Here is a 12,432-nt window from a genome sequence, read left to right on the forward strand (position 1 = left end):
CCTGTTGTCATCTGATTACCACAGCGCGTGGACCTGCGGGCGGATCAGCTCGTCATACGTCTGCTGTACCGCCTGCATCTGGGCCTCGCTGAGCGGGGGCAGGTCTGCGGCGGCGGCATTGGCCTCCACCTGCTGCGGAGTGCGCGCGCCGGGAATGGCACAGCTGACCTCCGGAAACATCAGAATCCAGCGCAGCGCCAGCTGGGCCAGCGTGGCGCCGGAGGGCACCAGCGGGCGCAGCCGCTCCACTGCCTGCAGGCCGGTGGCGTAATCCACGCCGGAGAAGGTCTCGCCCCGGTCGAAGGCCTCTCCATGCCGGTTGAAGCTGCGGTGATCGTCGGCAGCAAAGGTGCTGTCAGGGCGCAGTTTGCCCGTCAGCAGGCCGCTGGCCAGCGGCACCCGCGCGAGCAGGCCCACGTCCGCCTCGCGGGCCGCCGCGAACACCTGTTCGGCCGGCTTGAGCCGGAAGGCATTGAAGATGATCTGCACCGTGGCGACCCCCGGGTGGGCAATGGCGTGCAGCGCCTCCTCCACCGTCTCCACGCTCACGCCGTAGGCACGCAGCAGCCCCTCCTGCACGAAGCTGTCCAGGGCGTCGTACACCTCCTGTCGGTCATAGACCTCCGGCGGCGGGCAGTGCAGCTGCAGCAGGTCCAGAGTGTCCATCTGCAGGTTCTGCCGGCTGCGCTCAATGAAGGCGCGCAGGTTGCTGCGGGTGTAGCCGCCCGCCTCGTGCGGGTCCAGGCGGCGCCCGGCCTTGGTCGCTACGTAGAACGGCTCCTGGCGTTCCTGTCGCAGGCGGGCCAGCAGCTGCTCGCTGTGGCCGTCACCGTACACGTCGGCGGTGTCGAAGAAGTTGATGCCCAGGTCCAGCGCGCGGTGCAGCGCGGCCAGACTGTCCTGATCGTTCACCTCGCCCCAGGTGCCGCCGATGGCCCAGCCGCCGAAGCTGATGGTGGACACCTGATAACCGGTCTTTCCGAGTCTGCGGTAGTGCATGTGTGCCTCCCTGCGGCCGGCCAGTCTTCGTACACCCGGCCCGGTCCGGGCTCATCCTAGCGGGTGTGGACGCGGATGCGAACGTACAACCGCTGCTCCGGCTGCGGGTTGAGGTGCTGCTTGCGTCTGAACAGCCGGCGGAACTGGGCCGCTGGTACTGGGTCGTGTTCCTTCCCAGAGCATGGCGCAGGCACAACGCAGCCGGACGGCGTCGATGCTCTGGGTGTGGCTCAGGCCGTGAGTCCGCCGGTCCACCCGCTCTGGTGCTGCGGCTGCTCGTTAAGCGGCTCTACGCACATTTCTAGGTACAACAGGACACTGGGCTGGTCGCGCTGCAACGAGAGCCCCTGGGGTACGGAGTGGAGAAGGTTGCCCCGCTGTACCGAATGATCCTGCTGAGAACGGCGCGGGTGAACGCTACCTCCGATCCAGGCCTGCTGGGCGGAACCAACGTCTTTACCGGTGAACCGAGCGCCGAGGAGACCGAGGACGGGGAGGGTTCTGCGTGCCGCCGCGTTCCTCCTTCCCGAGTTCGAGTGCCGCTGAGTGCCGTGCCGTATGCGTTTTGGGATCAGCGTGCGCGGGAGCCATTCGGGTCTAGGTGCGCGATGCGCCTGAGGGGTGCGAAATGTGAAAAATTCGGCATATACTGGATGCATGCTGCTGCTAGTGCCGTTGTTGCTGCTGCTGCTGCTCTGCGTGGCAGGGCTCGTCTGGTTGTGTGTGGACGTGGATCCTCCTCTGACGGAAGACGAAGGCTAACGCAAGGTGTACTGAAGCGCATCAGCTTCAGCAGCGGGCAGTGCTGTCCCGACGGCCATGCCCCTGACCCGGAATCTGCCCCAGGGGTCCACCAGGTCACCCTGGCACTGAAGATTCATCACGATCAGCAGATGATTCCCGGCTCATTCGAGCTGCCCTCCCCTCCTGGCCCAGCGGCCGGTGGTCCGGCAGGATGCGTAATCGGTCAGTATGGGCCGAACCGTACTCCGGCGCTGGGTTGCGGCGAGCCCGCCAGGGCACAGACTGGAGCGCGCGCTACACCAGCTGCATGAAGGCCCGCACCACCTCCGGATCGAACTGGGTGCCCGCGCAGCGTCCAAGTTCGGCCAATGCGGCCTCGCGAGTCCAGGCCGCTTTGTAGGGCCGGGCGGTGATCAGTGCGTCATACACGTCCACCACACTGAACAGCCGGGCCAGCAGCGGAATGGCTTCGCCGGCCAGCTGGTCCGGATAGCCAGTCCCGTCCCAGCGCTCGTGGTGGTGGCGCACCACCTCGCCCACCTGTGGCGGCAGAAATTCACTGTCCTGCACCATGTGGTGGCCGATGGCTGCATGGGTCTGCATGACCTCCCGTTCGGATGGCGTGAGGGGCCCTGGCTTGCGCAGGATGCTGTCCGGCACCGCCACCTTACCAATGTCATGAAGGTACGCACCCCAGCGCAGGTGCTGCAGCGCGGCGGCATGAAGGCCCTGCACCTCGCCCAGCCGCACCGCCAGGGTGGTCACGCGGTCGGTGTGTCCGAAGGTTTCGTCGTCGCGGCGCTCCACCACCCGGCCCAGCGCCCGGAGCGCCTCCTCGCGGGTCTGGCGCAGCTGCTCCAGGTTGCTGGCTCGCTCCTGCGCCTGTCCGGTGCGGGCAGCCACGATCTCCAGCATGGCCACCCGCTCTGGTGGCACCCGCGGCAGTGGGCGAGGATAGGCTAGCATCATCACGCTGACCGGCTGGCCGTGGGTGCGCACTGGCGTCGCCAGCACAGTCCGCCGCGCCCCGTCCGGCCCGCAGCGGCTATTCAGCTCCAGCAGCGTGGCATTCGCCTGGAAGACAGCGGACACCATGCCGGCGGGCGGCAGGTCCATGCCGCAGGCGGAGGTGTCGCCCGCCCGCAGCCGCGTCTTCAGACCTTCCGACGTCATGCTGTAGAGGGCGCCGCACAGGAAGCCGCCCAACTCCAACAGGGTATCGAGCAGGCGCTGGCCGATCAGTTGTGGGTCGTTGAGGTGGTCAAGTGTGGCCGACAGCCGGGCCAGTTGCTCAAAGGCCGCGGCCGACTGCTGCGCCTCTTCCAGCGCCAAGAGCCGTGCATAGGCGACCCCGGCCGCCTGGGCCAGCAGACTCAACACCCGTCCGTCCTCCTCGTCCAGCGTCTCATCACTGTCGGTGGTGTCCACTGACAGCACGCCGAGCACGTGACCGTCCGGGTCCAGCATCGGCACTCCCAGGTACATCCCGGCCCGGGCCCGTCCCGACACAAAATGGGCCTCAGGGTCCCGCCGGACGTCTGCCAGCAGATACGGACGTCCGCTGCGGTACACCCGCCACGCCAGCGCTTCGCCCTCGCCGACCTGACGGCCCAGGGCCTCCTCTGCTAGATGGCCCGCCGCCGCCACCACTTCCAGAAGCTCCACTGCCGGCCGGTGCAGGAGCGCCATCACCGAGGTCGCGCGTGTGGCGGACAGCGCCATCTCCACGCAGCGGCGGAACACGTCCTGCGACGAGCGGGCCAGGTGCAATACCGCGTACGGATCAGGACGTGGCTTGGCCGACGCCCCCCTAAGACTGGCCGACTGGCGCGCATCGCCGCTCAACGTTCCCTCCTCTGCACCCAGGTCACTGAGGTGATGAGATAGGGTGAGCCACGCTTCATGATACTGAAGGTATCCCGGATGGCCGGTACGGGTCCGGAGCTACCCCACACTCCCCTGCGGGCCGTGTAGAGAAGCTGGAGAACTGAGAGGTAGAGAGTGTCTCCAGAACGCGTGATTGAGGACCATGGACGCTCGTATCCACTTGAGGCGTACCGTATTTAGATCCGCTTTAACGACCACCGCGAACAGGGCAGCGGCTCGAGTTATCCGAGCCGCTGCCCATGTGTTGCTTTCCTATCCCTGGACCGCAGCACCGAGCAGCGTCATGAAGGCGGTGAAGGTCCCCAGGGCCGCTGGGTGCCGGACGAACAGGAGTTCCGGATGCCACTGCACCGCCATCAGGCCATCGCCTTCCAGCGCTTCCACCACGCCATCCGGGGCCGAGGCCGTCACGGTCAGGGTCGGTGCGACCGCGTCCACCGCCTGATGGTGATAGGAGTTGAGCAGCGCCTGACTGCCGTGCGTCCGTCCCAGGGCGCTCCCCGCCACAAAACTGATCTCATGACCAAGCGTCGGCGCGCGCGCCACCTGGGCGTGGTCGGCCCAGACGCCCGGCACGTCAGGCAGATGCTGGTGAAGGCTCCCGCCCTCCAGCACATTCATGACCTGCATGCCCCTGCAGATGCCCAACACGGGTTTGTCATGTTCGCGCGCTGCACGGTAGAGCGCGATCTCGAAGGCGTCACGCACCTCGTCCACCTCGCCCAGACCTCGCCGGGGCGACTGACCATAGTGGCGGGGATGCAGATCAACCCCGCCCGTCAGCAGGATGGCGTCCATCTGGGCAGCGTAGTCCGGCGCGAGGTCCGGCAGAGAAGGCAGCAGGACGGGAATGGCGCCAACCGCCAGCAGCGCTTCTGTATACGCGCGGGACGTTCCGGTGTAGCTGGGCAGCTCGGAGGGCCGGGAGGTGGTGAGGCCGATCAGCGGGCGGCGGGTCATGTGCACCACTGTACTGCGGCGTTCAGCTGGACGCTGTGACGGTGCTGGCGGCCTTATCAAGGCCGCTCACTCAAGCCGGCCTTCTTTACCGACCTCCTCCACCTCGGCTGAGCTTCTCCTGGTACATCCTGTGGTCGACCAGCCGGTGTGCAGTCTCAGCGGTCTGCGCCTCATCGGGGCACCAGATCAGCCCACAGCTCATGCCTACACTCTGGATCCGCTGGCCCCGGAGCAGCTCCATCACCTCCTTCAGGTAAACCTGGAGCTGATGCTGGCTGACCCGGCCCGGCTGGATCGCGGCGAACTCGTCCCCGCCCAGGCGGTAGACCTTGACGTCAGCTGCCGCCGCTCGGGTCAGTGCGGTGGCCACCGCCGTGAGGACCCGGTCGCCCTCGCCGTGTCCGAAGCGGTCGTTGATCTGCTTGAACCCGTCCAGATCCATCATCAGCAGCGAGAACGTCTTCCCTTCCTTACAGGCGGTCGTCAGGTCGGAGTCGAAACAACGCCGGTTGTGAAGGCCGGTCAGGTCATCGTGGAATGCCGCGTACCGGAGCTGCCGGGCATGCTCCTGACGCTCCACCGCGATGCGGACAGTTTGGGCCGCTGCGAGCAGGAGCTGGCGTTCAGCGGTCGACCAGGGGTGCCGCCGCCCGATTCTGGCCACCAGGATCGCGACAAAGGCGCCGTCGTACTCCCCGACCGGAAGCCATGCCCCCGCCTGAAGGTGAGCGTCGATCAGGGACTGTCGTGCGGCAGGGTGCGCGGGATAATCGTCGACAAACAGGGGACCGTGAGTCGTGAGTGACTGTGCCGTCACGTCACGGCCGAGTGCACCGATTTCGTTCCTGCTGATCAGATCCAGGAATGCAGGGTTGATGTCCGGCTGGTAGACACTCGATTCGAAGTGCAGGCGGCCCTGCCGGTAAGTGGCCAGGCCGGCCCAGTCCACATCAATTGAGGTGCCGATCAGATCAGCGATGGTTCGGATCATCGCACGTGGCGAGAGGTCGCGCTGGGCGAGCGACGTCACCTCCGCCAGGAGCTGAGCGTGGTGCAGCCTGGAGTGCAGGGTCTGAAGCTCCTCCTCTTGCTGTCGTCTCTGCTTTTCGTTTTCCAGCAGGCCCAGCGCGAGCTGGGCAGCGTCCTCCAGCATTCTTGACGCGGGTGCTGTCTGGACGATGGGGACCGGCAGATGCAAGTGGAGCGAGCCGAGCTGCTCTCCGGACCTGCTGATAAGTGGTCGATCAACAATGTGCTCAGCCGGGGCCTGGGTCAGCTGAATTGACCAGCGTTGATGGGGAGACAATTGAACAACCTGCGCTTCGGAAGCATTCAGCATCCGGCCCACCAGCCCTAAAAGCGACGCGAACATGGCCACGTCTGTCCCAGTAAAGTTGGGATCTGGCTCACGCTCCGACGCCATCGTCTGTCAAGAGTAACGCTGATGTGAGAAACTTCGCATTTTGAAATACTTGAGGTCAAGCAGAAGCGATGAAGCGTGAGTCCCGAAATGAAGCGGCCCTCGTCCCCTTTTCAGAAAGGGGAAAGTTACCTCTGTTCTTTGGAATGTATTCCCACCCTGAGAAACGGTTTGAGACGAGCCGGTTGTTGGCGATACTGGCGCCCCTTCCAGCTCACCGTAGGTTGAAGGGCCATCACATAAGCAGGGAGTGCAAAGAGCGGAGTCAGAGGCCCAAGCAGCCCTTCAGCCAGATCACCCGGCCCCTTGCGCCCGGTAATCACATTGACCACCGTCCGTTCCAGGACCCCGACAACGCGAACCACCGTCCATCCCCAGCCACCCAGCAGCAACAGCCATGGCACGGTATAAACCATCAGATGCCATAGTCCAAGCATCACCAGAAGCCCCCGTGATTCAAGGTGCACCCCCACCGCGTTCTTTCCAAAACCCTGCACGGAGTCCGGGTAGCTGCCGTACATCCGCACGCCTATCCAATCCTGCCCGAGTGCCTGAACCACCCGTCCGCCCGTCGCCTTGAGGTGCCGGGCAAGCTGGGTATCTTCCAGCATGTCGCCTCGCACCTTGGCATGGCCCCCAGACGCAAGATAAGCCGATCGCCGGAAGGCCATCACCTGCCCGTTCGCCGTGGTGGCGAGCGGAAGGGCGGATTGCAGGAGCGGATAGGGCAAATAGGACAGGACGACAGCGTCTACCAGAGGAGTCAGCAACCGGGCGCCAACCGTCAGGCCTTCTGGCCGAGGCAGCACCGTCAGCAGATCTGCACGGTGCCGCATCAGCGTGTCATGCACTGCCCTAAGCGCACCTTCGTGCCACCGCACATCCGCGTCCGTGAAGACCAGCACATCGCCTCTGGCCTGGGCCGCCAGCTGCCAGCAGGCCCAGGATTTGCCGAGCCATCCATATGGAAGCGCGTGACCTTTCAGCACGGTCGCACCTAACTGAAGGGCGACCTGTGCCGTCTGATCCTGGCTTTGGTCGTCCAGGAGCAGAACCTCAAAGGCCCCCTGGGTCATGAGGCCCGGCAGGGTATGGCGCAGGTTCTCCGCTTCGTTGCGGGCTGGAACCAGGATGGAGATGCGATCTGATGTTGTCTGGTCCGGGCAGGATCGTAAGCGCGGAAACGAGGCAGCGTTCACCAGCAGCGTCACGGCTTTCAAGGTGAGGAAAGCAAGGGCGCCTGCAAGATAGACACGCTCAAACATTACCTGTCCGCGCGTCATAACCGCACGATCAGGCCACCTACACTGAACCCGGCCCCTGTTCCCACCAGCAGCAACGTGCCTTCCTGTTGCTGACGCAGCGCCTGATGCAGGGTCAGGGGCAGGCTGGCGGCGATCACATTTCCGAGTGTGGGAAGCGTGACTTCCACCCGGTCCTCCGGCCAGCCGAAGCGCCGCATCAGCTCAAGGCCGGCCAGGCTCGCCTGATGGGGCACCACCCGGTCAATGCCGGGCAGCCCCTGGCTGAGGCCAGGCCGGAGCCGCTCCAGAAAGCCCGGAACGACCAACGAGGCCAGCCTCAGCACCCGGCGTCCCTGCATGTCGAAGGTAAACACCTCTGCCGTGGCCTGAGGATGCCCGGGCGGTAACAGACTCCCCCCTCCCCGAATGCGGGTGTGGTCGGCGCCCTCCGGGTACGTCTCAAAGCGGGCTGCTTCCAGCCCTTGATAAGGGTGGTCGGCCGGTCCCACCAGCACGGCGGCGGCCCCATCTCCGATCAGGAGCGCACTCTCCGGCTGGGCCCAGCTCAGGCCGATGCTGCCGGCCTCGCTGCTGATGATCAATACGTAGCGTGCCTGCCCGGCGTGGATCAGCAGGGCGGCGTGCTGTAATGCCACAAGGAAACTCAGGCAGGTGGCGTGCATGCTGTAGGCGGCAGACCCACGGAGGCCCAGCGCCCGCGCCAGCAGCGGAGCGCCATCTGGGATGGGTTGCAGCTGGCTGCCACTGGCATTGAGCAACAGGTCCACGTCGCTGGGAGCGAGGCTGGCGGCGGCCAACGCGGCCTGACCCGCCTGCGCCCCGAGCGTCAGGGCATTTTCGTCCCCGGACAGCCAGCGTCGCTCCCTCACGCCGGTGCGTTGCATGGCGACCTGCGGGTCAAGGCCGCACAATGCGGCCACCTCCGCAGTGGTGACCACCCGGCGGGGAAGGACGGCTGCAGTGGCCAGGATGCGGAAGTTCAGGATGCCGGTCATCCCCTACCCCCCAGGTCACAGGGTCTCACGCCGCCCTCCAGGTCCGCCGGACCCGGCGTCGTTTGACCCCTGGAGCCTCCGCAACGAGCGGACCGCACTCGAACTGCACGGCTGCCACATCCACCCCATGAAGCCGCAGGGCAACCTGGACCGCCTGGACTGCCAGCGCCTCGGTCTCCGCAGTCAGCGGAGAAAGCTGGAGCCGCAATTCGTGTGGTCCGCATTGGTCCAATCTATAGTCATGCAGGCCCGTTATGCGCGCCAGGGCGCCCCTCAGGAAGTCCGGCCAGACCACCACCCGCCCGGACCGGTCCTGAGACGGCAGCTCCAGGGCATCGTCCTGGCGGCCCACCACCCGCAGGACCCGGCGGGCGGCCAGGCCACACGAACAGGCATCGCCCAGCAGCAGCAGATCGTCCAGTCGGTGGCGGATGATCGGCTGAGCCCGGCGACGCAGGTCGGTGACCACCGGGCGCATCAGCCCGTCCGGCAGCGGTTCCAGGTCAAAGTGCAGGTGGGCCTCGTTCAGATGCAGTTCGCCGTGGGGGCACGGCAGCGCCAGCAGCCCCTCGGTGGCCTGATATACCTGCACCACCGGCCCGAACCCCACGGTGAGCGCGTGGGCATCCTCGTCGTCCAGCACCTCGGCCACGCTCACCACCCGCTGTGGCCGGGCCGTGGCCCCTGCCTGCAGCAGCGCCAGCAGCACACTGGGCGGCCCCACCAGAATGGTGGGGTTCAGCGCACTCAGCTCCGCAACCAACTGGTCCAGGGGGCGCAGCAGGTCCAGGAAGTGGAAGTGCAGCCGGCGGCCCTGCACACTCCGGTACAGCCCGCCCTCCGCCCGCAGCAGGAAGGCGACCCGGTGCGGTCGCCACAGCCCGCCGGGCCAGTCGGGCAGCAGATGCCTCAGCACCACCCCGGCCCAGCGCAGCCGATCCTCACGGCCCACCAGAAAGGCGCCCTGCATGCCGCTGGTGCCGGTGGACAGACCGACCGTCAGCGCCCCGCTGCGTCCCGTCACGGTGGGGGTGAAATTTCTGCTGTCCTCGGCCCGGCGCGCCACCCGCAGCACGTCCTCCAGCCGGACCCCCTCGGTGTTAAGGGCATCGAAGTGGGTCATCATCTCCGTCTTGCCGGTCGGTGGAAGGTGGCGCCACTCGCTGGGCGGAAGACCAGCCTGCCGGAAGCGCTGGGCGGTAAAGGGACTGTGCGCGGCTACCCAGCGCAATTGTCGGGTGGACAGCCGCTTAGCATGGTGCTCCAGCGCCTGGCGGTCGCGAAACATCAGTCGTCCTTCCGCCAGGGCGTACCGCAGCACCCTCAGGCTATCCATGGTCCGGTTCCGGCAGATCATGGCTGACGATGACCCGCGCCCGCGGATGGCGCTGCAGCCACTGGCGCAGCCGTGCGCGGCTCTGCCGTTCCTGGGTGGCGTTGAAAAACGTCAGGTGGGTCAGCGGGTGCGCCTCCAGGCCCTCCCTCAGCGCCCGGACGCTGTACGCCACGTCGCTGGCCAGCACGGTCAGGCCTTCACCAGACCCCTCCAGCGCGGCTCCAGGCTGGGTCCGGACCACCAGGGCGATCATGCCCGGCGCGTGTCCGGGCACCGGCACCGCCCACACACTGCCGTCGCCGTAGATGTCGGCCGCCCATTCGAACGGGGCGAGGCCAGGCGGCGAGGCCTGAAAGGTCAGCGGCGACAGCCGGTCGTCGAAATCGGGGGGCAGCAGGTCCGGCAGATACGCCCGCCGCACCGCCTGCACCCCGCGTAGGCCCCGCAGCGGAGTGTAGGCGGCGGGATCCAGTACGAAGGTGGCCGCGGTCAGCTGACGCAGCGCGCCCACATGGTCTGCATGCAGATGCGACACGATCACCTGCCTGATGTCAGCCGGGGTCAGGCCGAGGCGGGCCAGGGCCGCTGGGACAGTCTGGCTGGCCGGCAGCCGCACCGGCGTCACCGCGCCATACAGGAGGCCGGGCCAGCGCCGCATGGCCTGCAGGACGGCCGGCCCGTACCCGCAGTCAAACAGCACCGGGCCGCGTGACGGATGGAGCAGCAGAGCATAGCCGGCCGGGTATTCCCGCACCCGCCAGGGGGCGCCACGCTCGGTTAGCGCCGCCACATTGAGGCACGCTCCGGCGGTCAGCGGCACGACCCGCACCGTCATGGCAGCGCCCTCAGCACGGCGTCCAGGCCATCTTCGGGCCGGACGAGCGGGCGATAGCTGAGCCGCCGGCGTGCCCGCGCAAGGTCCAGGGTCATCGGCCGGGTCAGCAGCCGCACGCCGCTGGCGGTCAGCATCGGCTCCGGCTGGGCCGGATGCAGGCGGGCCAGACCTTCCAGGACCACCGCCGCGCCCTCCACCAGCGGCGCGGGAATATACGGGCCGGGCCGCGCCACCCCCAGCTGGTCAGCCAGCCGGTCCAGCAGCGCCCAGATCGGCACGCTGACCCCGTCCGAGACGTTGTACAGCCCGGCGGCCGGTGCGGGGGACTCCAGCGCCAGCAGGGCCGCGTGCGCGGCATTGTCCACGTGGGTCAGCTCACTGTGAACCTCGTGGCGGGTCAGCCGCGGCAGCCGGCCCGACCGCAGCGCCCGCACCAGCCGGGGCAGCAGGCTGCGGTCCCCGGAGCCGTAAATGCCGCGGGGTCTCAGGATGGTGGCCTCCGGATGGGCCAGCTGAACCGCCTGCTCGGCCATAAACTTGCTGCGCGCATACCGGCTGTCGAAGCGCGGACCGACCGGGGTGGATTCCGGTACCTGGGTCTGCAGGCCGGTGGCGTTGTACACGCTGGGCGTGCTGACATGCACCAACCTCAGCCCCCGGGCGGCGCACGCGCGAGCCACCCGGTCGCTGGCCGTCACGTTCTGGGCCACGAACTCGTCCCAGCGGCCCCACAGGCTGGAGAGCGCTGCCGCATGCAGCACGGCGTCGGTGTGGTCCAGCAGTGGCTCCCACTGTGCAGGCGTGGTCAGGTCGGCCGCCACGAAGCGGATCCCCGAGGCACTCAGCGCGGCCCCGCGTTCCGGGTCCCGGCCCAGGCCCGTCACCACATGGCCAGCCTCGGCCAGCCGACGCGCCGCCACGCCGCCCAGAAAGCCGGTTGCTCCCGTCACCACGATGCGCATGGGCTCCAGCATAGTGAGCCGCGCGTAACCCTGGCAAACAGGCGCCGCCGCAGGACGTGGGCAGGTGGGACGCGTTCGCTCGTTAAGCCCTGCTCAGTCCTCGTGCACGGCCACATAGATGCCGTCCGCGCTGATCCAGCCTCGGTACATCCCCTCGGTGTTGAAGGGCAGCGCCACCCGGCCCTCACGGTCCACCGCGCACAGCCCGGCCCCCCCACCCAGGGCCTTCAGATCCTCGTGGATCAGGGCGTCGGTGGCTTCCGCCAGGGTGGCGCCCTGATACAGCATGCGGGCGTGGATCTCGTGCCCCAGTGCCCGCCGGATAAACAGTTCGCCCTTGCCGGTGCCCGACACCGCACAGGTGCGGTCGTCGGCCCAGGTGCCGGCCCCGATGATGGGGGTGTCGCCCACCCGCCCGCATGGTTTGGCCGTGTAACCCCCGGTGGAGGTGGCGGCCGCCAGATGCCCGTGCCGGTCCAACGCCGCCGCGCCCACCGTTCCGTGCTTGTCACGCTCTGGAGCGTGCTGCAGTGTCCCCTGGCGCTCCCGTTCCAGCATGCGTTCCAGCGCTTCGTGGCGCGAGGGGGTGCTGAAAAACGTGTTGTCCACTACCTCCAGGCCCTGCGCCTCGGCCCAGCGGTCAGCCGCGTCCCCGATCAGGAGCAGTGGATCGGACTGGACGGCCAGCGCGCGCGCCGCCAGTACCGGATGCCGGATCCGCCGCGCGCCTGCCACGGCGCCAGCCAGCCCGGAGCTCCCGTCCATCACCGAGGCGTCCAGCTCGTGGACGCCGTCGCGGTTGAGGGCCGCACCGTAGCCGGAGTTGAAGACCGGCGCGTCCTCCATGACCAGCACCGCGGCCGTGACCGCCTCCAGGGCGCTGCCGCCCGAGGTCAGCACCGCATGGCCCGCCTCCAGCGCCTGCCGCAGCGCCGCGCGCGCCTCCCGGTCCGCGTCCGGGGTCAGTTCAGCTTTGGGAATGGCGCCGCAGCCGCCGTGAATGGCCAGCACAGGATTCGTCATGGGTCC

At 67.6% G+C, this 12,432-nt stretch carries 10 protein-coding genes; all 10 read right to left on the reverse strand.

Annotation, left to right across the window (positions count from 1 at the left end; genetic code table 11):
• Positions 1–15: 15 nt before the first annotated feature.
• The 10 genes from ABOD76_RS00420 to ABOD76_RS00465 all read right to left on the reverse strand — a co-directional run bounded on the left by ABOD76_RS00420 (position 16) and on the right by ABOD76_RS00465 (position 12,426).
• Positions 16–999 carry an aldo/keto reductase gene (locus tag ABOD76_RS00420; RefSeq protein WP_350240975.1) on the reverse strand — a complete coding sequence of 328 codons (984 nt, stop codon included), beginning with the start codon at positions 997–999 and terminating at the stop codon, positions 16–18.
• Positions 1,000–2,037: 1,038 nt separating this feature from the next.
• The gene (locus tag ABOD76_RS00425) at positions 2,038–3,486 is read right to left on the reverse strand and encodes an HD domain-containing phosphohydrolase (protein ID WP_350240977.1); all 1,449 of its coding nucleotides are present in this window, start codon (positions 3,484–3,486) and stop codon (positions 2,038–2,040) included.
• A 396-nt stretch (positions 3,487–3,882) separates the two neighbouring features.
• The gene (locus tag ABOD76_RS00430; protein ID WP_350240979.1) at positions 3,883–4,590 is read right to left on the reverse strand and encodes a gamma-glutamyl-gamma-aminobutyrate hydrolase family protein; all 708 of its coding nucleotides are present in this window, start codon (positions 4,588–4,590) and stop codon (positions 3,883–3,885) included.
• An 85-nt stretch (positions 4,591–4,675) separates the two neighbouring features.
• Positions 4,676–5,962: a GGDEF domain-containing protein gene (locus ABOD76_RS00435; RefSeq protein WP_350241076.1), complete on the reverse strand. Its 1,287-nt coding sequence runs from the start codon at positions 5,960–5,962 to the stop codon at positions 4,676–4,678.
• Between the two features lie 176 nt (positions 5,963–6,138).
• On the reverse strand, positions 6,139–7,293 hold the full coding sequence (locus ABOD76_RS00440) for a glycosyltransferase (RefSeq protein ID WP_350240981.1): 1,155 nt from the start codon (positions 7,291–7,293) through the stop codon (positions 6,139–6,141).
• The gene (locus ABOD76_RS00445) at positions 7,290–8,270 is read right to left on the reverse strand and encodes a 3-oxoacyl-ACP synthase III family protein (protein WP_350240983.1); all 981 of its coding nucleotides are present in this window, start codon (positions 8,268–8,270) and stop codon (positions 7,290–7,292) included. Before ABOD76_RS00445 ends, ABOD76_RS00440 begins: the two co-directional genes overlap by 4 nt.
• Before the next feature lie 25 nt (positions 8,271–8,295).
• On the reverse strand, positions 8,296–9,606 hold the full coding sequence (locus ABOD76_RS00450) for a F390 synthetase-related protein (protein WP_350240985.1): 1,311 nt from the start codon (positions 9,604–9,606) through the stop codon (positions 8,296–8,298).
• Positions 9,599–10,441 carry an MBL fold metallo-hydrolase gene (locus tag ABOD76_RS00455; RefSeq protein WP_350240987.1) on the reverse strand — a complete coding sequence of 281 codons (843 nt, stop codon included), beginning with the start codon at positions 10,439–10,441 and terminating at the stop codon, positions 9,599–9,601. The genes ABOD76_RS00450 and ABOD76_RS00455 overlap by 8 nt, the downstream gene beginning before the upstream one ends.
• Positions 10,438–11,403 carry an NAD-dependent epimerase/dehydratase family protein gene (locus ABOD76_RS00460; protein WP_350240989.1) on the reverse strand — a complete coding sequence of 322 codons (966 nt, stop codon included), beginning with the start codon at positions 11,401–11,403 and terminating at the stop codon, positions 10,438–10,440. The genes ABOD76_RS00455 and ABOD76_RS00460 overlap by 4 nt, the downstream gene beginning before the upstream one ends.
• A gap of 93 nt (positions 11,404–11,496) precedes the next feature.
• A complete protein-coding gene (locus ABOD76_RS00465; protein ID WP_350240991.1) occupies positions 11,497–12,426 on the reverse strand; it encodes an isoaspartyl peptidase/L-asparaginase family protein in 930 nt (309 codons plus the stop codon).
• Between the last annotated feature and the right edge of the window lie 6 nt (positions 12,427–12,432).

Source organism: Deinococcus sonorensis KR-87 (assembly GCF_040256395.1).
Classification (GTDB): domain Bacteria; phylum Deinococcota; class Deinococci; order Deinococcales; family Deinococcaceae; genus Deinococcus; species Deinococcus sonorensis.

Excerpts from the sequence above, each read along its gene's own strand:
- ABOD76_RS00465 (WP_350240991.1), bottom strand. The coding sequence starts at position 12,426 with ATGACGAATCCTGTGCTGGCCATTCACGGCGGCTGCGGCGCCATTCCC.
- ABOD76_RS00420 (WP_350240975.1), bottom strand. The coding sequence starts at position 999 with ATGCACTACCGCAGACTCGGAAAGACCGGTTATCAGGTGTCCACCATC.
- ABOD76_RS00455 (WP_350240987.1), bottom strand. The coding sequence starts at position 10,441 with ATGACGGTGCGGGTCGTGCCGCTGACCGCCGGAGCGTGCCTCAATGTG.
- ABOD76_RS00450 (WP_350240985.1), bottom strand. The coding sequence starts at position 9,606 with ATGGATAGCCTGAGGGTGCTGCGGTACGCCCTGGCGGAAGGACGACTG.
- ABOD76_RS00435 (WP_350241076.1), bottom strand. The coding sequence starts at position 5,962 with ATGTTCGCGTCGCTTTTAGGGCTGGTGGGCCGGATGCTGAATGCTTCC.
- ABOD76_RS00430 (WP_350240979.1), bottom strand. The coding sequence starts at position 4,590 with ATGACCCGCCGCCCGCTGATCGGCCTCACCACCTCCCGGCCCTCCGAG.
- ABOD76_RS00445 (WP_350240983.1), bottom strand. The coding sequence starts at position 8,270 with ATGACCGGCATCCTGAACTTCCGCATCCTGGCCACTGCAGCCGTCCTT.
- ABOD76_RS00460 (WP_350240989.1), bottom strand. The coding sequence starts at position 11,403 with ATGCGCATCGTGGTGACGGGAGCAACCGGCTTTCTGGGCGGCGTGGCG.
- ABOD76_RS00440 (WP_350240981.1), bottom strand. The coding sequence starts at position 7,293 with ATGACGCGCGGACAGGTAATGTTTGAGCGTGTCTATCTTGCAGGCGCC.